Annotated in this window: 22 protein-coding genes; 14 read left to right on the top strand and 8 right to left on the bottom strand. The window is 70.4% G+C overall.

Annotated elements, in window-relative coordinates; genetic code table 11:
• The first annotated feature begins 29 nt into the window (after positions 1-29).
• Positions 30-347 (top strand): ArsR/SmtB family transcription factor, encoded by a 318-nt coding sequence (locus OG885_RS19685; protein WP_405733231.1) that lies wholly within the window; start codon positions 30-32, stop codon positions 345-347.
• A 31-nt stretch (positions 348-378) separates the two neighbouring features.
• On the top strand, positions 379-987 hold the full coding sequence (locus OG885_RS19680) for a hypothetical protein (protein WP_405733228.1): 609 nt from the start codon (positions 379-381) through the stop codon (positions 985-987).
• On the opposite strand, the gene OG885_RS19675 is transcribed toward OG885_RS19680, so the two are convergent.
• Positions 969-2,378: a purine-cytosine permease family protein gene (locus OG885_RS19675; protein ID WP_405733225.1), complete on the bottom strand. Its 1,410-nt coding sequence runs from the start codon at positions 2,376-2,378 to the stop codon at positions 969-971. The genes OG885_RS19680 and OG885_RS19675 overlap by 19 nt on opposite strands.
• A 169-nt stretch (positions 2,379-2,547) precedes the next feature.
• Here OG885_RS19675 and OG885_RS19670 point away from each other — a divergent pair, with 169 nt between their 5' ends.
• The gene (locus OG885_RS19670; RefSeq protein WP_399949822.1) at positions 2,548-3,498 is read left to right on the top strand and encodes a DMT family transporter; all 951 of its coding nucleotides are present in this window, start codon (positions 2,548-2,550) and stop codon (positions 3,496-3,498) included.
• Here OG885_RS19670 and OG885_RS19665 read toward each other — a convergent pair.
• The gene (locus tag OG885_RS19665) at positions 3,395-4,279 is read right to left on the bottom strand and encodes a LysR family transcriptional regulator (RefSeq protein ID WP_405733221.1); all 885 of its coding nucleotides are present in this window, start codon (positions 4,277-4,279) and stop codon (positions 3,395-3,397) included. The genes OG885_RS19670 and OG885_RS19665 overlap by 104 nt on opposite strands.
• Entirely contained in the window at positions 4,279-4,668 is a 390-nt protein-coding gene (locus OG885_RS19660) for a PLD nuclease N-terminal domain-containing protein (RefSeq protein ID WP_405733218.1), read from the bottom strand. The genes OG885_RS19665 and OG885_RS19660 overlap by 1 nt, the downstream gene beginning before the upstream one ends.
• An 89-nt stretch (positions 4,669-4,757) precedes the next feature.
• Here OG885_RS19660 and OG885_RS19655 point away from each other — a divergent pair, with 89 nt between their 5' ends.
• From OG885_RS19655 to OG885_RS19615, 9 genes are all read left to right on the top strand, one after another.
• The gene (locus OG885_RS19655) at positions 4,758-6,215 is read left to right on the top strand and encodes a menaquinone biosynthesis decarboxylase (RefSeq protein WP_405733215.1); all 1,458 of its coding nucleotides are present in this window, start codon (positions 4,758-4,760) and stop codon (positions 6,213-6,215) included.
• On the top strand, positions 6,212-7,114 hold the full coding sequence (gene mqnP, locus OG885_RS19650) for a menaquinone biosynthesis prenyltransferase MqnP (protein ID WP_405733212.1): 903 nt from the start codon (positions 6,212-6,214) through the stop codon (positions 7,112-7,114). The genes OG885_RS19655 and mqnP overlap by 4 nt, the downstream gene beginning before the upstream one ends.
• 53 nt (positions 7,115-7,167) lie before the next feature.
• Positions 7,168-7,824 (top strand): UbiX family flavin prenyltransferase, encoded by a 657-nt coding sequence (locus tag OG885_RS19645; protein ID WP_405733209.1) that lies wholly within the window; start codon positions 7,168-7,170, stop codon positions 7,822-7,824.
• 79 nt (positions 7,825-7,903) lie between these two features.
• Positions 7,904-8,359 carry an Lrp/AsnC family transcriptional regulator gene (locus OG885_RS19640; protein WP_079306730.1) on the top strand — a complete coding sequence of 152 codons (456 nt, stop codon included), beginning with the start codon at positions 7,904-7,906 and terminating at the stop codon, positions 8,357-8,359.
• 50 nt (positions 8,360-8,409) lie between these two features.
• Positions 8,410-9,573 carry an aminofutalosine synthase MqnE gene (gene mqnE / locus OG885_RS19635; RefSeq protein ID WP_405733205.1) on the top strand — a complete coding sequence of 388 codons (1,164 nt, stop codon included), beginning with the start codon at positions 8,410-8,412 and terminating at the stop codon, positions 9,571-9,573.
• A gap of 68 nt (positions 9,574-9,641) precedes the next feature.
• Positions 9,642-10,289: a UdgX family uracil-DNA binding protein gene (locus tag OG885_RS19630; RefSeq protein ID WP_405733202.1), complete on the top strand. Its 648-nt coding sequence runs from the start codon at positions 9,642-9,644 to the stop codon at positions 10,287-10,289.
• A gap of 101 nt (positions 10,290-10,390) precedes the next feature.
• Positions 10,391-10,690 carry a DUF4229 domain-containing protein gene (locus OG885_RS19625; protein ID WP_405733199.1) on the top strand — a complete coding sequence of 100 codons (300 nt, stop codon included), beginning with the start codon at positions 10,391-10,393 and terminating at the stop codon, positions 10,688-10,690.
• Positions 10,691-10,738: 48 nt separating this feature from the next.
• Positions 10,739-11,383, top strand: coding sequence for a TetR/AcrR family transcriptional regulator (locus OG885_RS19620; protein ID WP_405733196.1), 645 nt, complete (start codon positions 10,739-10,741; stop codon positions 11,381-11,383).
• 70 nt (positions 11,384-11,453) lie between these two features.
• On the top strand, positions 11,454-11,807 hold the full coding sequence (locus OG885_RS19615) for a hypothetical protein (RefSeq protein ID WP_405733193.1): 354 nt from the start codon (positions 11,454-11,456) through the stop codon (positions 11,805-11,807).
• Here OG885_RS19615 and OG885_RS19610 read toward each other — a convergent pair.
• Both OG885_RS19610 and OG885_RS19605 read right to left on the bottom strand, forming a co-directional pair.
• Entirely contained in the window at positions 11,791-12,645 is an 855-nt protein-coding gene (locus tag OG885_RS19610; RefSeq protein WP_405733190.1) for a MaoC/PaaZ C-terminal domain-containing protein, read from the bottom strand. The two genes, OG885_RS19615 and OG885_RS19610, sit on opposite strands and share 17 nt — an antisense overlap.
• Positions 12,645-13,910: a 3-oxoacyl-ACP reductase gene (locus tag OG885_RS19605; RefSeq protein WP_405733187.1), complete on the bottom strand. Its 1,266-nt coding sequence runs from the start codon at positions 13,908-13,910 to the stop codon at positions 12,645-12,647. The genes OG885_RS19610 and OG885_RS19605 overlap by 1 nt, the downstream gene beginning before the upstream one ends.
• 103 nt (positions 13,911-14,013) lie before the next feature.
• Here OG885_RS19605 and OG885_RS19600 point away from each other — a divergent pair, with 103 nt between their 5' ends.
• Positions 14,014-15,294, top strand: coding sequence for an acetyl-CoA C-acetyltransferase (locus OG885_RS19600; RefSeq protein ID WP_405733184.1), 1,281 nt, complete (start codon positions 14,014-14,016; stop codon positions 15,292-15,294).
• A 256-nt stretch (positions 15,295-15,550) separates the two neighbouring features.
• A complete protein-coding gene (locus tag OG885_RS19595) occupies positions 15,551-17,470 on the top strand; it encodes an AMP-dependent synthetase/ligase (protein WP_405733181.1) in 1,920 nt (639 codons plus the stop codon).
• Positions 17,471-17,489: 19 nt separating this feature from the next.
• Here OG885_RS19595 and OG885_RS19590 read toward each other — a convergent pair whose 3' ends face one another.
• From OG885_RS19590 to OG885_RS19580, 3 genes are read right to left on the bottom strand one after another with little or no spacing between them, the layout of a single operon-like run.
• A complete protein-coding gene (locus OG885_RS19590; RefSeq protein ID WP_405733178.1) occupies positions 17,490-18,245 on the bottom strand; it encodes a PIG-L deacetylase family protein in 756 nt (251 codons plus the stop codon).
• A gap of 14 nt (positions 18,246-18,259) precedes the next feature.
• Positions 18,260-18,646, bottom strand: a complete 387-nt coding sequence (locus OG885_RS19585) for a hypothetical protein (protein WP_405733175.1) — start codon at positions 18,644-18,646, stop codon at positions 18,260-18,262.
• A complete protein-coding gene (locus OG885_RS19580; protein ID WP_405733172.1) occupies positions 18,643-18,906 on the bottom strand; it encodes a hypothetical protein in 264 nt (87 codons plus the stop codon). Before OG885_RS19580 ends, OG885_RS19585 begins: the two co-directional genes overlap by 4 nt.
• Positions 18,907-18,911 lie beyond the last annotated feature (5 nt).

Raw genomic sequence — 18,911 nt, 5'->3', positions numbered from 1 at the left:
ACACTCCGCAAGCGGGTCGAGAGGACACCATGGCGAGTCACCGTGCCGCCCCCGAGCACACCCACCCCGACGACGTCCCCGTCCTCACCGCGCTCGCCGCCCTCGCCGACCCCGTACGGGTCCAGTTGGTACGGGAGTTGGCCGCCTCCGCCGACTGGTCGCGCAGCTGTGGCACCTTCGACGTGCCCGTCGGCAAGGCGGCCAAGAGCCACCACTTCGCGGTCCTGCGCGCCGCCGGACTCGTCGAGCAGCGCGACGAGGGGCCCAAGCGGGTCAACCGGCTGCGGCGGGAGGAGTTCGACGCCCGCTTCCCGGGGCTGCTGGAGCTGGTCCTCAGGGGCGACTGAACCGGCTCGCCCCCTTCGGCGTCACAGTCGTATGAGGAACCGCAGCTGGATCGTGGCGGCCGTGGCCACCGCCGGTGTGGTGGTGGGGGCGGCCCTGTACATCGACGAGTTGGACACCGGGCACGCGTACATCGACGTCGAGGCGACCGTCTCGCCCTCGCCGCCCGCCGAGGACTGGTGCGTCGGCACCCTGCCGAGCCCCGAGGACGGCGACGCCCCCGAGGACACCCCGCTCTACCGGACCCTCGACCGCATCGACAAGCTGGCCGCGGGCGATTACGCCGACGTCTACACCGGCATGGGCGTCGACGAGGACGCCCACGCGGCCGACGTCTGGCGCATCCCCGACCACGACTTCGACACGGCCGCCTGCGACGCCGCCGAGAAGGGCGTGAAGCTGCGGCTGCACCCCGCCGACGTCGACCGCAGGACCCTCGACGCCCTCGCCGAGCGGATCGGCGAGGACATGACCCGCTGGGACGGCACCTTCCAGATGCGAGAAGTCGGCGTCGACGAGCGGGGGTTCGTGCATGTGGGCGTGGACGACCCCGGGACGGCCACCCCCCTCATCGAGAAGGCGTTCGGCGCCCGGTACATCAGGGTGGAGTACGTCGACCAGGCCTACGCGGCCGAGGACTGAGCCGGCCCGGCGGCCTTCCGCAGGACGGCGTACAGCCCCGCGCTCACCACGAACCCGATCACCGGCGTGATGTCGCCGAAGGAGGGCCAGTGCTTCGGGACGTAGCCGACGAAGTCCTCCTGGTTGGAGAAGAGCGGCACGGACACCGCGACACCGATCAACAGGGCCGTCAGCCCCGGCCAGTTGGTGAGGGAACGGTCGCTCAGGCGGGCGGTCAGCTCCTCGTCCGTGGCCGTGCGGGACTGGAGCCACCGCTCCACCAGGACGACGCCCAGCCACGGTGCCACCCAGTACGCGATCACCAGCAGGAACGCCTCGTACGCCGACCCCGCGTCGTCGAGCGAGGCCCACGCCGCCGCTGTACCGGCCACACCGGACACCACGACCAGCACGCTACGGCTCAGCCACGTCGGGAGCTTCAGGCCGAAGGAGGCGATGGAGATCGCGCCCGAGTAGATGTTGAGGGCGTTCGCCGAGATGGCGCCGAGGATGATGGCGACGAGCACCAAGTCACCAAGCCAGCCCGGGAGATGACCGGTGAAGGCCGCCGTCGGGGTGGCGTCCTTCGGAGCCACGATGGTCGCCGAGGCCGCGCCGATGACCGCCACGAGGGCGACGGACACGAACAGGCCGACCGCCGGGTAGACGATCGTCTTCAGCTTGTTCGCGGTGCGCGGCAGGTAGCGCGAGTAGTCCGAGGCGTACGGGTTCCAGCCGGCCGCGTAGCCCCAGGCCGCGCTGAACGCGAGCAGGAACCCCCCGATGCCGCCGCCCGTGCCGCCTCCGCCGAGGTTCGCGTCCTTGAAGGTCCACACGCCGGCGAGAAGGAAGATCACGGCGAGCGCGGGGAACGCGTACTTCTCGAAGGTGTGGACGAAGTTGTGGCCGATGAAGCCGATCACGATTTCGGCCACGACCACGAGCAGCAGGGAAGGCAGCGGACGCAGCCCGGTCAGCGTGTTCAGGGCGAAGGCCGCGCTCACGCTGTTCACCGCGAACCAGCCCACGCCCGCGATCAGGCCGTTGGCCGCGGACGGCAGGATGTTGCCGAAGTAGCCGAAGGAGAACCGGCCGATCACCATCTGCGGGACGCCGAAGCGCGGACCGTCCAGGGAGAGGAAGCCCTGGGTGATCGCGCCGAGGGCGGTGCCGAGGACGATGGCCGCGGTGGCCTCCCAGAAACTCAGGCCGAAGAACAGCACTGAGATCACGCCGATGAAGACGGTCGCGAACTCGATGTTCGGGGAGGCCCAGGTCCACAGCAGCTGGAGCGGCGAGCCATGGCGTTCGGCGTCCGGGATGGGCTCGGAGCCCGCCGTCTCGACGGCGATGACCTTGTCACCGTACGCGGGGGCGAGAGTGCCGGCGGAGTCGGCGGGAGCAGTCGTCATGCGAGGTAAGTGTCCGGTTCCGGCCGGTCCGGGCACAGGGGCGCAATGTCCGCATCGGAAGCCTCACCGGCGTACAACCTGCACGCATCGGCGCTGCCGATGGGGCCATCGGCAGGACGCCCCACTGGCGCGTGGACCAGCACGGATGCCCGCTCCTACGGTCAGGGACATGACCTCCGACCGCAAGGGCATCGCCCAGCTCACGACCGCCATGATCCTCTCCGGCACCCTCGGCGTCTTCGTCGTCGAGTCCGGCGCCTCCCCCTTCGACGTCGTCTTCTTCCGCGTCGTCTTCGGCGCCCTGGCGCTGGGCGGCTACGTGCTGGCCCGCGGCTGGCTCCGCGACCACGGCTTCACCCCGCGCACCCTCGGACTCGCCGTCCTGGGAGGTGTGTTCATCGTCTTCAACTGGGTGTTCCTCTTCGAGTCGTACGAGAACACCTCGATCTCCGTCGCCACGGTCGTCTACCACACCCAGCCGTTCTACGTCGTGCTGCTGGGCGCCCTCCTCTTCCGGGAGCGGCTCACCGCCGCCAAGGCGGGCTGGATCGGCCTGGCCTTCGCGGGACTGATCCTGGTCTCCGGGGTCACGCCGGGGGACTTCACCGGCGGCGGCTCCTATCTCCTGGGCGTCGGACAGGCGTTGCTCGCCGCGCTCCTCTACGGTCTGTCCACCCTGGTCACCAAGCGCATCACCGGCGTCCGCCCGCACCTCATCGCACTCGTCCAAGTCCTGGTCGGCATCCCGCTGTTGCTCCCCTTCGCCGACTTCGGCGCGATGAGCGGCGCGAGCGCGGGCGACTGGGGCTGGCTGGCCGGGCTCGGGTTCATCCACACCGGCCTGATGTACGTCCTGATGTACGCCGCCTACGCCCAGCTGCCGCTCTCCAAGATCGCCGTCCTGGCCTTCGTCTACCCGGCCGTCGCGATGGGCATGGACTGGGCGGTGTACGGCCACCACATCGGCCTCGTCCAGGCGCTGGGCGTCCCGCTGATCGTGCTGGCGAGCCTCAAGGTCACCCTTGCTCGGACACCAGCTTCCGCGCCTGCTCCAGAAACAGCCGGGCATGCGCCGGCAGCCGCTTCCCGGACCGCCACGCGAGCTGCGTCCGGAGCGTGAACGGCGGCTCCCAGTCCAGTCGTACGAGAGTGCCCTCCGCGAGTTCGGCGGCGACCGTGATCTCCGGCAGCAGCGCGATGCCGAGACCGGCCGCCGTCGCCCGTTTGGTGGCCTCGATCGTCCCGAACTCCATGAACTCGGCCGGGCCGCCCAGGGAGACGAGCTCCCGCTCGAACAAGTCCCGGTAGGCGCAGCCGGGTTCGGTCGCGAGGAGCGACTGGCCCAGGAGGTCGGCGGTCGCCAACTCCCCTCCGTTGAGCGGGTGTTCCGGTGACGCCACCAGTGCCAGCGGCTCCACCGCGAGCACCTCGCTCTCCAGGCCCGGGTGCGCGGTCTCGGCCTCCATCAGGAAGCCCACGTCGTACGTGCCCTGCCGCAGCGCCTGCCGGGTCTCGTCACCGAGGGTCGTGCGCAGCGACAGCCGTACCTTCGGATAGCGGTGGTGGAAGAACTCCAGGAGCGGGGGCAGCCGGTAGGAGGTCAGCGACTCCATGGTGCCGACGGCGAGCGTGCCCGAGGGCTCCTCGGTCCCTGCGACGGCCGCCCGCGCCTCCTCGTTCAGCTCGATGATCCGGCGGGCGTACGGCAGCAGCCGCTCCCCGGCCTCCGTCAGCCGGATCCGGCTGCCGAGCCGGTCGAAGAGCTGGGCGTCGAGGGAGTCCTCCAGGGCGCGGACCTGGCTGGTGACACTGGACTGGGCGTAGCTCAGCTCGGCGGCGGCCCGGGTGAAGCTGAGCACGGTCGCGACCTTCTCGAAGGTGACCAGCAGCCGCAGCTCCATCAGGCGTCCTTGGGGTCCTCGCCCTGTTCCTTCCTGCGGAGCTCTTCCTCGCGGCGACGGAGGTCGGCCTCCCAGTCCTTGAGCAGGGCCTCGTCCTTTTTGGAAGGCGCGGCGTCTTCCGCGAGGGACTTGAGGAACTCGGGGTTGTCGTCCGGGGCGACGAACCGTCCGCCGCCCATCGGGGCGCCGCCCGCCGTGGCGGGCCCGCGCTGCTTGCCGGCCACCAGCCAGGCGACCGGGCCGACGAGGACCTCGCCGAAGAGCAGCACGATGATCACCCAGACCACCTTCGGCAGCCCCTTGACCTGCTCCTCGGGGGTGTTGAGGCAGTCGATGAAGGCGTAGATCCACAGCGCCAGGACCAGCAGGAAGGGCAGATACCTGAGCATGAGTGGTGCGTTCCCCCAGGAGACGGTGGCAGGGCGTGGGACGGCCCCGGTGACGGGGCCAGGGTAGCCGGTACCGGATACTGGAACGCATGGCTTACGACGATCTTCGCTCGCTGCTCAGGGCCCTGGAACGCGAGGGCGACCTCAAGCGCGTCAAGGCCGAGGTCGACCCGTATCTGGAGGTCGGGGAGATCGTCGACCGGGTCAACAAGGCAGGCGGCCCCGCGCTTCTCTTCGAGAACGTGAAGGGCTCCTCGATGCCCCTCGCGATGAACGTCTTCGGGACCGACCGGCGGCTGCTGAAGTCGCTGGGACTGAAGTCGTACGAGGACATCTCCGACAAGATCGGCGGGCTGCTGCGGCCCGAGCTGCCGCACGGCTTCGTGGGTGTGCGGGAGGCGTTCGGCAAGCTCGGTGCGATGACGCACGTACCGCCGAAGAAGGTGAAGTCGGGGGACGCGCCCGTGCAGGAGGTCGTCCTCACCGGCGACGACGTCGATCTCGACGACCTGCCCGCGCTGTTCACCTGGCCGCAGGACGGCGGCTCCTTCTTCAACCTGGGCCTGACCCACACCAAGGACCCCGAGAGCGGCATCCGCAACCTCGGTCTGTACCGCCTCCAGCGCCACGACAAGCGCACGATCGGTATGCACTGGCAGATCCACAAGGACAGCCGGAACCACTACCAGGTGGCGGCCCGGCGCGGTGAGCGCCTGCCGGTCGCGATCGCCTTCGGCTGCCCGCCGGCCGTGACGTACGCGTCGACCGCGCCGCTTCCCGGTGACATCGACGAGTACCTGTTCGCCGGGTTCATCGCCGGCAAGCGGATCGAGATGGTCGACTGCAAGACGGTGCCGCTCCAGGTGCCGGCGCAGGCCGAGGTCGTCATCGAGGGCTGGCTGGAGCCGGGCGAGATGCTGCCGGAAGGGCCCTTCGGCGACCACACGGGCTTCTACACCCCGCAGGAACCCTTCCCCGCGCTGAAGATCGACTGCGTGACGATGCGGAAGCGGCCGCTGCTTCAGTCGATCGTCGTAGGCCGCCCCCCGACGGAGGACGGACCCCTGGGCCGGGCGACCGAACGCTTCTTCCTCCCCCTGCTGAAGATCATCGTGCCGGACATCGTGGACTACCACCTGCCCGAAGCGGGCGGCTTCCACAACTGCGCGATCATCTCGATCGACAAGAAATACCCCAAGCACGCCCAAAAGGTGATGCACGCTGTGTGGGGCGCCCACATGATGTCCCTGACGAAACTGATCGTGGTCGTCGACTCGGACTGCGACGTCCACGACCTCCACGAGGTGGCGTGGCGGGCCCTGGGCAACACGGACTACGCGCGTGACCTGTCGGTCGTCGAAGGACCGGTCGACCATCTCGACCACGCCTCCTACCAGCAGTTCTGGGGCGGCAAGGCGGGGATCGACGCGACGCGGAAGTGGCCCGAGGAGGGCTACACACGCGACGGTGGCTGGCCCGACATGGTGGTGTCGGACCCGGAGACGGCGGCGAAGGTGGACCGCCGGTGGAAGGAATACGGACTGTGAGTTCAGCGTCTGCCGCGATCCCCCAGCCGGGACGCACCAAGGCATTCCTCCGCCTGGTCATGATCGAGCACTCGGTGTTCGCGCTGCCCTTCGCGTACATCGCGGCGCTCACCGCGATGTTCGAGTGGGACAAGAACATCCACTGGGGCCGGCTGCTGCTGGTCACCATCTGCATGGTCGGCCTGCGCACCTTCGCCATGGCGGTCAACCGGATCATCGACCGCGAGATCGACGCCCGGAACCCCCGGACCGCCCACCGCGAGCTGGTGACCGGCGCGATGTCGGTCAAGCACGCGTGGACGGGCGCGCTGGTCGCGGTGGTGGTCTTCCTGGGCTCGGCGGCCCTGCTCAACCCGCTGTGCCTGGCGCTCGCCCCGGTCGCCGTCATCCCGATGGTCGTCTACCCCTACGGCAAACGCTTCACGAACTACCCCCAGGCCATCCTCGGCCTCGCCCAGGCGATGGGCCCGGTCGGCGGCTGGCTCGCCATCACCGGAGAGTGGTCCTGGGACGCGGTGATCCTCGGGCTCGCCGTCGGCATCTGGATCGGCGGCTTCGACCTGATCTACGCCTGCCAGGACGTCGAGACCGACCGCGAGATCGGCGTCCTGTCGGTCCCGGCCCGCTTCGGCATCCCGGCGGCGATCTGGGGAGCCCGGGTCTGCCATGCCCTGACCATGACCCTCCTCATCTGGTACGCCGTCGCCACCGACGCGGGCGGGTTCTTCTGGGTCGGTCTGATGATCGTCGCGGCGGCCTTCGTCTACGAGCACAACATCGTCCGCCCGCATGACCTGACCCGCCTGAACAGGGCGTTCTTCAGCGTCAACGGCTTCATCGGGATCGCCCTGTTCGTGTGCGCGCTGCTGGATCTCCTGGTCAGGGGCCTGACCGTCTGAGGATCCGCTCCACCGGTAGGCTCGGGAGGGTGAACGCAGGAGAAACGCAGCGCGTGCCTTGGATCGTGGGGGTGTCCGGAGCTTCCGGGACGCCGTACGCGGCTGCGGTGCTGCGGGCGCTGCTGGAGGCGGGGGAGGACGTCGACCTGGTCGTCAGCAGGGCCTCGCGGCTGACGCTGCTCGACGAGACCCAGATCGCCTTCCGGGACGCGCACTGGCAGGACGACCTGCGGGAATGGCTGGCCAGGGGGGCCGACGGGAAGCCGGGGAGCTTCGACGTCGACATCGCCCGTGTGCGGTACTGGAACGCCGGTGACCTCGCGGCCGGGCCGTCCTCGGGGTCGTATCCCAGCAAGGGCATGCTGATCGTGCCGGCGTCCACCGCCTGCGTCGCGGGCGTCGCCCTCGGGCTCTCCAAGGACCTGCTCCAGCGCGCCGCGAGCGTGACCCTCAAGGAGCGCCGCACGCTCGTCGTCGCCGTACGGGAGACCCCCTTGAACGGCCAGACGCTGCGGCACCTCGTCGCCCTCGACGACCACGGCGCGACCGTCGTACCGGCGTCGCCCGCCTTCTACGCCGGGGCCACCCACATCCAGGACCTCGTCGACTTCGTCGCCGGACGGGTCCTCGACGCGGCCGGGGTCGAGCACCGGCTGTACCGGCGGTGGAAGGGCGAACTCGGCGGCGGGTCCGGAACCCGCACGACGTAGGCGCCATCTGAGCAAGTCGCAGTACCTCTCATCACTTCGGGAACTTTCGGGATCCTCTTCAGCGGAAGGCTTCGATCGCATGGACGCGGTGGACAGGCAGCTCATCCAGGCCCTGAGGGAGAACGGCCGGGCCTCCTACGCGGAGCTGGGCCGCCTCGTCGGTCTGTCGGGACCCAGCGTCACCGACCGCATCAACCGTCTTGAGGCGGCCGGTGTCATCACCGGCTACCGCGCCACCGTCGACGCCGCCTCGCTCGGCCTCGGTGTCACCGCCCTCATCGGCATCTCCCTCTCCGACGCCGCCGACCATGAGGACGTGGCCCGCCGGATGAAGGACCTGCCGGAGATCGAGGACTGCTGGTTCATCGCGGGCGACGACTCGTTCATGCTCAAGGTGCGGGCGAGCGACGTCGACGGCCTGGAGAAGATCATCCGGCGGCTCAGCGGGACGAAGGGTGTCTCCCGGACCCGTACCACGATCGTGCTCTCCACGAAGTGGGAGAACCGGGTCGGAGAGCTTCCCGAAGAGGCGTAGCCGTACGGTTGTCGAAGTCGTCGGAGTTGTCGGAGAAGGGTGTGACCCCCATGGACGTCGGGCTCAAGCGTGAGCTGGAGCAGAAGGTCAGGGCCGGTGAGCGGCTGACCCGCGAGGACGGCATCGCGCTGTACGAGTCGGACGACCTGGCCTGGCTGGGCGGTCTCGCGCACGAGGTGCGCACGCGCAAGAACGGTGACGTGGTCCACTTCAACGTCAACCGGCACCTCAACATGACCAACGTGTGCACCGCCTCCTGCGCCTACTGCTCCTTCCAGCGCAAGCCGGGGGAGAAGGACGCGTACACGATGCGCATCGAGGAGGCGGTGAAGCTCGCCAAGGCGATGGAGGGCGAGAACCTCACCGAGCTGCACATCGTCAACGGCCTGCACCCGAACCTGCCGTGGCGCTACTACCCGCGGTCGCTGCGCGAGCTGAAGGCCGCGCTGCCGGATGTCTCGCTGAAGGCGTTCACCGCGACCGAGATCCATCACTTCGAGACGATCTCCGGGCTGAGCGCGAGCGAGATCCTCGATGAGCTGATCGACGCCGGGCTGGAGTCGTTGACCGGTGGTGGCGCGGAGATCTTCGACTGGGAGGTCCGGCAGCACATCGTGGACCACAAGACCCACTGGGAGGACTGGTCCCGCATCCACCGGCTCGCGCACGAGAAGGGGCTGAAGACCCCGGCCACCATGCTCTACGGCCACATCGAGGAGCACCGCCACCGGGTCGACCACGTGCTGCGGCTGCGTGAGCTCCAGGACGAGACGGGCGGCTTCCAGGTCTTCATCCCGCTGCGCTACCAGCACGACTTCGTCGACATGAAGGACGGGAAGGTACGCAACCGGCTCCAGGCCCGTACCCAGATGGCGACCGGCGCGGAGGCGCTGAAGACCTTCGCGGTGTCGCGGCTGCTCTTCGACAACGTTCCGCACGTCAAGGTCTTCTGGGTCATGCACGGTGTGCAGACCGCGCAGCTGGCGCTGCTGCACGGCGCGGATGACATGGACGGGTCGGTCGTCGAGTACAAGATCACCCACGACGCGGACAACTTCGGTACGCCGAACAAGCTGACGCGGGACGATCTGCTGGACCTGATCCGGGACGCGGGGTTCCGGCCGGTGGAGCGGAACACTCGGTACGAGGTGATTCGGGAGTACGACGGGCCTGACGCGGGGCGTCGGGAGTCGCCTCAGCCGATGCGTATCTGACTTCGGGTGCGGGTGTGTGGGGGCTGGTCGCGCAGTTCCCCGCGCCCCTGGGTGGGTACTCGGGGCGTATGCCTGATGAGGCGCCCGAAGGTGGCTACACCGCAGAGCCCTTTCTGCCTGACCGGGGTGGGCTTCCCGCCCTTCGGCGGGCCGCTGCCGGGTGCCGGGGCTGTCCGCTTCACCTTGCCGCCACTCAGACCGTCTTCGGGGCCGGAGACGCTCACGCGCGCGTGATGCTCGTGGGTGAGCAGCCCGGGGATCAGGAGGATCGGCAAGGGAAACCCTTTGTCGGGCCCGCCGGGAAGCTGCTTGACCGGGCGCTCGACGAGGCCGGCATCAACCCTGCCGAGGCGTATGTCACCAACGCCGTGAAGCATTTCAAGTTCACGCAGGCCGAGCCCCGTAAGCGGCGGATTCACAAGGCGCCCAGTCTGCGGGAGATGACGGCCTGCGGGCCGTGGCTGGCGGCGGAACTGGCGGTCGTGGAGCCGGAGTTGATCGTCGTGCTGGGGGCCACCGCCGGGAAGGCGTTGCTCGGGTCGTCGTTCCGGGTGACGGAGGTGCGGGGGACCGTGCTGGAGGAGGAGATCCACGGGAGGTCCGAGCGGCTGGTGCCGACCGTGCATCCGTCCTCCGTGCTGAGGTCGGACGACCGGGAGGCGGCGTACCAGGGCCTGGTCTCTGATCTGAAGGTGGCGGCCCGGGCCCTGGGGTGAGCGGACCCCCTGCAAGATCGGGGAGGGGGCGTGCTTCACTGGAAGGTGCCCTTTGGGAATGTTCAGGGGAACTTTCAGCCGGAACGGAAGAGTGGATTGAGATGCTCCGCTACACACTGATGCGCCTCGGGATCTTCGTGGGCTGCCTCGGGGTCGTCTGGGGCCTCGTCTACTCCGGCGTCGCCCCGCGCGGCCTCGGCGACTCCAACGGCATGTGGGTCGTCCTTCTCTCCCTGGTGATCTCGGCCCCGATCAGCTTCGTCGTCCTGCGCAAGGAGCGCGACCGCGCCTCCATCCAGGTCGCCGAGCGCGTGGACCGTATGAAGTCCAACCTGGAGGCCAACCGCAACCAGGAGGACGGCGCGGACGACGCGGCACGGGCGCAGGGGCAGGCGTCCTAGTCGCTCACGGAGTCCTCTCGCCCCGGCGGACGTCTTAGTCTTGGGCTCATGGGTGCCGTGAAGACCAAGCGGATGCCGCGGGCGGTCCGTGAGCAGCAGATGCTGGACGCCGCCGTGCAGACCTTCGGCCGCCGGGGGTACATGGCCGCCTCCATGGACGAGATCGCCGAACTCGCCGGTGTCTCCAAGCCGTTGGTCTATCTGTACCTGAACTCGAAGGACGACCTCTTCACGGCATGCATCCGCCGTGAAGCGCTCGCGCTCACCAACGCCGTGCGCTCCGGCGTCCGTACCGACCTGCCCGCCGACCGTCAGCTCTGGGACGGGCTGCTGGCGTTCTTCACCCACACCGGGGGCAACCCCGACGGCTGGTCGGTGCTGCATCTGCAGGCCCGGATCCACGGTGAGGCGTTCGCCGCGGAGGTCACGGCGATGCGGGAGGAGATCGTCGCGTTCGTGACGCAGCTGATCGTCGTCGCGGCGCGGGAGGCCCACCGGGATCCCGATCTGCCCGAGCGGGAGGTCGCCGGGCTGGCGGAGGCGCTGGTGGGGGCCGCCGAGTCACTCGCCGCGTGGGCCAACGCCACGCCGGGTGTCACGGCGCGGCAGGCGGCGGCGACGCTGATGAACTTCGCCTGGGCCGGGCTGGGGGAACTCATGGAGGGGCGGCCGTGGGCTCCGCCGGCGGCATGACACCTGTCATGCGGTAAGGCGGACACGGGACACTGGGGGAGCGTCATCCTCCGGCCGTACCTTCGTTCCCATGACGAAGAGCAGCGGGGAACGGCAGTCGCGAAAGACCGACATCAAGGTGAGCCTCATCGGCGGTCACCGCCTCGAAGGCGCCACCCTCCACGAGCGCACCCTCACCGCCTCCCTCATCGGCGGCGCCGACATCGACCTCACGGACGTCGACATCCCGGACGGCGCCGAACTGCGCATCACCAAGCTGAGCCTGATCGGGGGCGTGAGCCTCAGGGTGCGGCCGGACGTGCGGGTCGAGGTGCACGGCGTCCGGCTGGGCGGGGTACGGGACGACGGTCCCGCCGCGCCCGGCGGGCCGACCGTCCGCATCGACGCCTGGGGGCTCATCGGCGGGGTCAACGTGCGTCGCTGACCCGGCCGTTCACCACACCCGTGACGTGCAGACGGTCCCCGCCGCGCAGTTCGAAGCGATCACTCTCCGCCCCGTACGTCACCGTCCCCGGCAGTAGTACCGGCGCCCTGAACTCCGCCCGCACCTCACCCACCTGCGGGCTGCCGTGTGCGGCGACGCAGCGGGCGACCGTCCACATGCCGTGGGCGATGGCGCGTGGGAAACCGAAGAGGCGGGCGGTGAGCGGGCTCAGATGGATGGGGTTGCGGTCGCCGGACGCGGCGGCGTACCGGCGGCCGATGTCACCGGCCAGCCGCCACTCGGCGAGCGGGGGGAGGGGCGTCTGGGCGGCGCGCTCGGCCGCCGGCTCGGGCGCGGCCGAGGTGCGGTGCCGTGCCAGGTAGGTGCTGCTCGACTCCCATACGACGTCCGAGCCGACCCGAACCTCGGTGACGACCGTCGCCTCCGTGCCCCGCCGGTGCGGGGCCAACCCGGCGACGTACACCGTGAGTTCGTACGCCCCGGTCGCGGGCAGCGGCCGGTGCCGGGTGATCCCGATCGACGTGTGGACCAGGCCGAGGAGCGGCAGCGGGAAGTCCCGGGCGCTCATGAGTCGCATCGCCAGCGGGAAGCCGAGCACATGCGGATACGTCACCGGCAGCGCGTCGTCGCCCGTGGCGAACCCGCACACCCTCTCGTACGCCGCCAGCCGTGCCAGGTCGACGCGGAGGCCGGGCAGGACCAGGCGGGTGCGGGGGAAGTCGGCGTCCGGCCGAGGGCGTTTGAAGGGGGACAGCAGCGCGCCCCGGGCGAGCAGCGGCGCGAGCGCGGGGGAGCGGCGCAGGGTGACGTCCGTCATCACGCCCCCAGCAGGCTCTGGCCGCAGACCCGTACGACCTGCCCGTTGACCGCGCCCGACGCCGGGTGCGCGAGCCACGCCGTCGTCTCGGCGACGTCGATCGGAAGGCCGCCCTGGGCGAGGGAGTTCATCCGGCGTCCCGCCTCCCGGATGAAGAGGGGCACCGCGGCCGTCATCTTCGTCTCGATGAACCCGGGTGCCACGGCGTTGACCGTCACCCCGTGCTCGGCGAGGGCGCGCGGCGCGAGGGAGCGCACCAGACCGGCCACACCCGCCTTGCTGGCCCCGTAGTTGGTCTGCCCGGCATTGCCCGCGAGCCCCGCGATGGAGGCGGTGGCGATGATCCGGCCGTTCTCGTTGATCGCCTTGGCGGCGAACAGCGCGTCCGTGGTGCGCAGCACGCTCGCCAGGTTCACATCCAGCACCGAACTCCATCGGTCGGCGGACATGTTGACCAGACGCCGGTCGCGGGTGATCCCCGCGTTGTGGACCAACACGTCGATGCCGTCGGGGAGTTGCGCGGCGATCCGCTCGCCCGCGTCCGCTGCGGTGATGTCGAGCGCGAGGGCGCTGCCGCCGAGTCGACGCGCGAGCTCCCGCGCCTCCGCCTCGGCCTGCGGCACGTCCAGTACGACGACATGGGCGCCGTCCCTGGCCAGCGTCTCGGCGACGGCCGCGCCGATCCCGCGCGCGGCGCCGGTGACGAGGGCGGTGCGACCGGCGAGGGGCCGCTCCCCGTCGAGGTCGGTGGGGCCGGTCCCCTCCGTCACCTCGATCACCTGCCCGCTCACATAGGCCGACTTGGGCGAGAGCAGGAAGCGCAGGGTGGACTCGGCGGCGGCCCGGTCGGTGAGCCGTACGAGATTGACGGTCCTGCCCCGGCCGATCTCCTTGCCGAGCGAGCGCGTGAAGCCCTCCAGGGCCTGCTGGGCCGCCGCCTGGTGATGGTCGGCGGCGTCGAGGGGTGCGCCGAGGACGACGATCCGGCCGCTCGCGGCGACGGACCGGACGACGGGGTGCAGGGCCGCGTGGACGCCGGCGAGGCCTTCGACGTCCTGTACGCCGGTGGCGTCGAGGACGACGGCGGAAGGGCGGTCCACAGCTGTGGGCGCCGGCTCGCCCGCGGTGAGGTGGAGGACCTCGCCTTCGAGGGAGGTCCGCTCGGGTGACCAGCGGATGAGTTCCGCCGGCTGCGGCAGCCCCAGTCGGCGGGTCAGGAAACGGCCGGGCGCGGTGCCGGTGAAGCGCAGATAGCGGTCGGCCATGGCCGTCTCCCCACTCGGTGCTCTCTTGCTGACTCTGGAGTAAGGTTACCGGAGGTAAGCCTATGTCACACACGCCCATGTCACGCATGAGGAGCAGGTCGAGATGAGCCTTCTTCGGGCACCGGCGGCACGCCGGGTCGCGATCGTCGGCGGCACCCGCGTCCCCTTCGCCCGCTCCGACGGCCCCTACGCCACCGCCTCCAACCAGGAGATGCTGACGGCGGTGGTGGACGGCCTCGTGACCCGCTTCGACCTCGGACAGCCGGGCGCGGTCGGCGAGTTCGTCGCCGGTGCGGTCCTCAAGCACGCGCGTGACTTCAACCTGGCCCGCGAGACGGTCCTCGGCTCGAAGCTGGCGCCGACGACCCCGGCGTACGACATCCAGCAGGCCTGCGGCACCGGGCTCCAGGCCGTCATCGCCGCCGCCAACAAGATCGCCCTCGGCCAGACCGACTCCGCGATCGCGGGCGGCGCGGACACCACGAGCGACGCACCCCTCGGCGTCAACGACGACCTGCGGCGCATTCTGCTGGCGGCCCGCAGGGCGAAGTCCCTCGGCGGTCGCCTCAAGGCGCTCGCCCGGGTCCGCCCCGGCCACCTCGTCCCCGACATCCCGCGCAACGCCGAGCCCCGCACCGGTCTGTCGATGGGCGAGCACGCGGCGCTCACCGCACACGCCTGGGGTGTCTCGCGCGAGGCGCAGGACGAGCTGGCGGCGACGAGCCACCAGCGGCTGGCGGCGGCGTACGAACGGGACTTCTTCCAGGACCTGGTGGTGCCGTTCCGGGGCCTCGACCGGGACCAGAACCTGCGCCCGGGCTCGACGGTGGAGAAACTGGCCACCCTGAAACCGGTGTTCGGCACCGGCGGCCCCAACCCGACCATGACAGCGGGCAATTCGACGCCGCTCACCGACGGCGCGGCGGTCGTCCTGCTGGCCTCGGAGGAGTGGGCGGCGGCGCGCGGTCTGGAACCGCTGGCGTATCTGACGGCGTACGAGACGGCGGCCGTGGACTTCGTCGCCGGCGACCCCGCCGAGGAGGGTCTGCTGATGGCCCCGGCGCGGGCCGTGCCGCGCATGCTGGAGCGGGCCGGGCTCGGGATGGACGACTTCGACCTCGTCGAGGTGCACGAGGCGTTCGCGTCCCAGGTGCTGGCGACGCTGGCGGCCTGGGAGAAGGCGGGGCTGGCCCCGGTGGACCGGGCCCGCCTGAACGTGGCCGGTTCGTCCCTCGCCACCGGGCATCCCTTCGCCGCGACCGGCGCCCGGATCGTGGCGACGCTGGCCAAGCTGCTGGCGGAGCGCGGCGGTTCGGGGCGCGGGCTGATCTCGGTGTGCGCGGCGGGCGGGCAGGGGGTGACGGCGGTGCTGGAGCGGCCGTGATCCGAGAGCACCCGGTCATTGGTTCACACATAGCTGACAAAGGCTCACTTTGCGCCAGATGTTGCACAGACCCGGCCCGAGAGGCTCCCTGAACCCTCACAAGCTCGCCACCTGCGCCTCCTAGGATCGCCGGGTCCCCACGACCCCCTGACCGCCGGTAACCCCACAAGTCGCACTCGCCGGTGAACGTCCAGGTACGCCCGGTGCGTACCTATGCAGCAGAGCGGTATCCAGCTGCGCGCCCCAGGAGCTGCCCATGTCGTCGTCCCTCCCCTATGCCGCTGCCACCGACTACGACGGCGCGCCCGTGCTCGTGGCACCGGAGATACGCCGGCTGGACGGCGAGGTCCGGGAGGTCGCGGTCCCGCCGGTCGTACCGCCGGTGACGCACGGCTCCCTGGCCGACCTGCCGTTCGAGAACGCGGAGGCGGCGCCCGGGGACCGGGTGCTCAGCCGTCGTACGGCGGACGGGGGCTGGTCCGATGTGACGGCGGCCGACTTCGCCGCACAGGTGCTGGCGCTGGCGAAAGGCCTGATATCGGAGGGGCTCGTTCCCGGCGACCGGATCGCCGTCATGGCCCGCACCGTCTACGAGTGGACCCTCCTCGACTTCGCCGCTTGGGCGGCCGGCCTGGTCACGGTCCCCATCTACCCCACGTCCTCCGTCTTCCAGACCCGCTGGATCCTCCAGGACTCCGGTGCGGTGGCCCTGGTGACGGAGACCGTCTCCCAAGCCTCCGCTCTCGGACCGGAGTTGAACCGTCTGCCCGACCTGCGCCACCTGTGGGTCATGGAGAAGGGCCACGTCGACCGCCTGGCGGAGCTCGGCACGCACGTCCCCGACGCCGAAGTCGACGTACGCCGGGGCATGTTGGTCCCCGACACCCTCGCCACCGTCATCTACACCTCCGGCACCACCGGCCGCCCCAAGGGCTGCGCGATCTCGCACGGAAACTTCCTCGCCGAGGTCGACAACGCGATCGAGATCCTCCACCCCGTCTTCAGATCCCGCTCGGACGAGGAGCTGGCGACGCTCCTCTTCCTCCCCATGTCCCATGTGTTCGGCCGCATGGTGGCGGTGGCGTGCGTCCGCGCCCGGGTCCGCCTGGGCCACGCGCCGAGCCTGAAGTCGGACGACCTGCTCGGCGACCTGGCCAGCTTCCGGCCCACCTTCCTCCTCGTCATCCCCTACATGCTGGAGAAGGTCTTCAACAACGCCCGCGCCAAGGCGGAGACCGGTGGCCGGGTCTCCGCCTTCGACCGCGCGGCGAACGTGGCGATCCGCTACGGCGAGGCGCTGGAGGCGAAGGCGGCGGGCACCGGCGGAGGCCCGAGTACGGCGTTGAAGGCCGCCCGCACCTTCTACGACCCCCTGGTCTACCGCCGCATCCGCAACGCCATGGGCGGCCGGGTCCGCCACATCATCTCCGGCGGCTCACCGCTCGGCCGCAACATCGCCGCGTTCTTCGCCGGGGCGGGCATGGAGATCTACGAGGGCTACGGCCTGACGGAGTCGACGGGCGCGGCGACGGTGACGCCGCCCCTGAAGTCCCGCCTGGGCACGGTGGGTTGGCCCCTCCCCGGCATGAAGGTCCGCATAGCGGCGGACGGCGAGATCCTCCTGTCCGGCGGCCCGGTGTTCCGCGGCTACTGGGACCCGAACGCGGGCGGCGTCACCCCGGCCTCAACGGACGGCTGGTTCGCCACGGGCGACATCGGCAGCCTGGACGACGAGGGCTATCTGACGATCACCGGCAGAAAGAAGGAGCTCCTGATCACGGCGGGCGGCAAGACGGTCGCCCCCGCCCCGCTGGAGAACTGGCTCCGCCAGCACCCCCTGATCTCCCAGTGCATGGTGGTAGGTGACCGCCGCCCCTACGTCGCCGCCCTGATCACCCTCGACATGGAGGGCATCACCCACTGGCGCCAGATGAACGGCAAACACCCGGTACCCGCCGAACTCCTGGCCGGAGACGCCGAGTTGCACGCCATCATGCAGCGCGCGATCGACGAGGCGAACAAACTCGTCTCCCGCCCCGAGTCCATCCGCCGCTTCGAGGTCCTGCCACGTGACTTCACGGAGGCGGAGGGACATCTGACTCCGTCGATGAAGCTGCGGAGGGAGACGGTGATGAAGGAGTTCGCGCGGGAGATCGAGGGGTTGTACGAGCGCTGAGGGGGCTGGGGGCCAGGGCTCACAGCGTCGTCCGTGGCGCGGTGGGGCTTACGGCGCCGTACCGGACGTACCACTCCGTGGCGACGAGCCGCGTCCGCTCGGCGTCCGGCAGCGCGGCGAGCCGCCCGGGCAGGGCACCGCGTGCGACCTCGCTTCGGTGGGCGGCGATGGCGCGCAGCTTCTGGCCGAGCCAGGGACGTACGTCGATGACGGCGGAGACCCAGTCGTCAGGAACGCTGTACAACGCCCGCCCGGGCCGGACCAGTTGCCCGCCCAACGCATGTGCGGCGGAGTCGGGATGGGTGGCGAGATACAGCGCGCCGGGCTGCCAGGGGTCACCGGCTTCGGGGTAGAGGTGCCGCCAGCCGGCGGCCTGGACGGCGAGGGCGGTCACCCGATGAGTGTGGAGGTGATCGGGATGCCCGGTGAGCCCGCCGTAGGCGTCATGCGTGACGACGACATCGGGCCGGAACTCCCGCACATGGGTAACGAGTTCCCGTACGACGTCGTCGAGAGGCGCGTCGCAGAGGCGAGGCCGACCGGGCGCCGACTCCGGCACCCGCGCATCGGCGTAACCCAGCATCCGCGGCTTCCCGGCCCCGAGGATCCGCAACGCCTCCGCCAACTCCACGGCCCGCTGCGTCCCTTCACCCCAGGTAGCGGTGACCACGGCGGTCCGCGCACCGGAGGCCGCGTGTTGGGCGAGGACACCACCGGCGGAGAGGGACTCGTCATCGGGGTGGGCGAAGACGGCGAGGAGGCTGGGGAGGGGCACGATGCCGAGGGCGGCTATCGGGTGAGGTCCAGGACAGGGACGCCGCGTCCCTCGTACGCCTTGGCGTCGACGGTCGCGACCAGCGCGTCCGCTCCCCAGTCGGGCAGCTGCCGTACGGCGTGGATGGCGGCCCCGACGCCGGGCGGCACCCCGTCCCGGCGCAACTGGGTGACAGCGAGCGCGGCCGGATAGTCGAGGTCGAGTGTGTGGAGCACTTCGAGCTGCCCGATGTGCTCGGCGAGACCCATGCGCTCCGCGTCGGCCTCAAGTACTGACAGCGTGGGAGCCCACAGCCGGATCTCGGGCTCGTAGTGCGCCCCGTGGATGAGCGCGGACACCTGCCGGTTGCCCGACAGGGCGAGGAGCGTGGGCGTGTCGAGTACGAGATGGTGCTGGATCACGCGGCGGCGTCCGCCCGGTTGTCGAAGGCGTCCCGAAGCTTCCGCCTCATGGCCGCGCTCTCCTCGTCCGTCACCTCGACACCGAAGTGCTCGGCGAGGTAGGCGCGGGTGCGCTCGGCACGTTCATGGCGCTCCTCGGCCGTGAGGGTGGTCTCGGCGAATTCCTGAACGAGAGAACGGATCGACGTACCGCGGGACTCGGCGATCACCGCGAGACGGTCCCGGACCTCTGAGGGCACCCGGATCATGGCATCGGACATGAGGC

Origin of the sequence: Streptomyces sp. NBC_00028 (assembly GCF_045041065.1) — a bacterium.
In the GTDB taxonomy this organism is placed as follows: Bacteria; Actinomycetota; Actinomycetes; order Streptomycetales; family Streptomycetaceae; genus Streptomyces.
Note: the sequence above shows the minus strand (reverse complement) of the source record. Positions and strands in the feature narration are given on the sequence as shown.

Coding starts and splice junctions, on each gene's coding strand:
- OG885_RS19625 (WP_405733199.1), top strand. CDS start 10,391: ATGCTCCGCTACACACTGATGCGCCTCGGGATCTTCGTGGGCTGCCTC.
- OG885_RS19610 (WP_405733190.1), bottom strand. CDS start 12,645: ATGACGGACGTCACCCTGCGCCGCTCCCCCGCGCTCGCGCCGCTGCTC.
- OG885_RS19620 (WP_405733196.1), top strand. CDS start 10,739: ATGGGTGCCGTGAAGACCAAGCGGATGCCGCGGGCGGTCCGTGAGCAG.
- OG885_RS19615 (WP_405733193.1), top strand. CDS start 11,454: ATGACGAAGAGCAGCGGGGAACGGCAGTCGCGAAAGACCGACATCAAG.
- OG885_RS19655 (WP_405733215.1), top strand. CDS start 4,758: ATGGCTTACGACGATCTTCGCTCGCTGCTCAGGGCCCTGGAACGCGAG.
- OG885_RS19660 (WP_405733218.1), bottom strand. CDS start 4,668: ATGCTCAGGTATCTGCCCTTCCTGCTGGTCCTGGCGCTGTGGATCTAC.
- OG885_RS19640 (WP_079306730.1), top strand. CDS start 7,904: ATGGACGCGGTGGACAGGCAGCTCATCCAGGCCCTGAGGGAGAACGGC.
- OG885_RS19680 (WP_405733228.1), top strand. CDS start 379: ATGAGGAACCGCAGCTGGATCGTGGCGGCCGTGGCCACCGCCGGTGTG.
- OG885_RS19600 (WP_405733184.1), top strand. CDS start 14,014: ATGAGCCTTCTTCGGGCACCGGCGGCACGCCGGGTCGCGATCGTCGGC.
- mqnE (WP_405733205.1), top strand. CDS start 8,410: ATGGACGTCGGGCTCAAGCGTGAGCTGGAGCAGAAGGTCAGGGCCGGT.
- OG885_RS19670 (WP_399949822.1), top strand. CDS start 2,548: ATGACCTCCGACCGCAAGGGCATCGCCCAGCTCACGACCGCCATGATC.
- OG885_RS19580 (WP_405733172.1), bottom strand. CDS start 18,906: ATGTCCGATGCCATGATCCGGGTGCCCTCAGAGGTCCGGGACCGTCTC.
- OG885_RS19595 (WP_405733181.1), top strand. CDS start 15,551: ATGTCGTCGTCCCTCCCCTATGCCGCTGCCACCGACTACGACGGCGCG.
- OG885_RS19630 (WP_405733202.1), top strand. CDS start 9,642: ATGCCTGATGAGGCGCCCGAAGGTGGCTACACCGCAGAGCCCTTTCTG.
- OG885_RS19605 (WP_405733187.1), bottom strand. CDS start 13,910: ATGGCCGACCGCTATCTGCGCTTCACCGGCACCGCGCCCGGCCGTTTC.
- OG885_RS19675 (WP_405733225.1), bottom strand. CDS start 2,378: ATGACGACTGCTCCCGCCGACTCCGCCGGCACTCTCGCCCCCGCGTAC.
- OG885_RS19665 (WP_405733221.1), bottom strand. CDS start 4,279: ATGGAGCTGCGGCTGCTGGTCACCTTCGAGAAGGTCGCGACCGTGCTC.
- OG885_RS19685 (WP_405733231.1), top strand. CDS start 30: ATGGCGAGTCACCGTGCCGCCCCCGAGCACACCCACCCCGACGACGTC.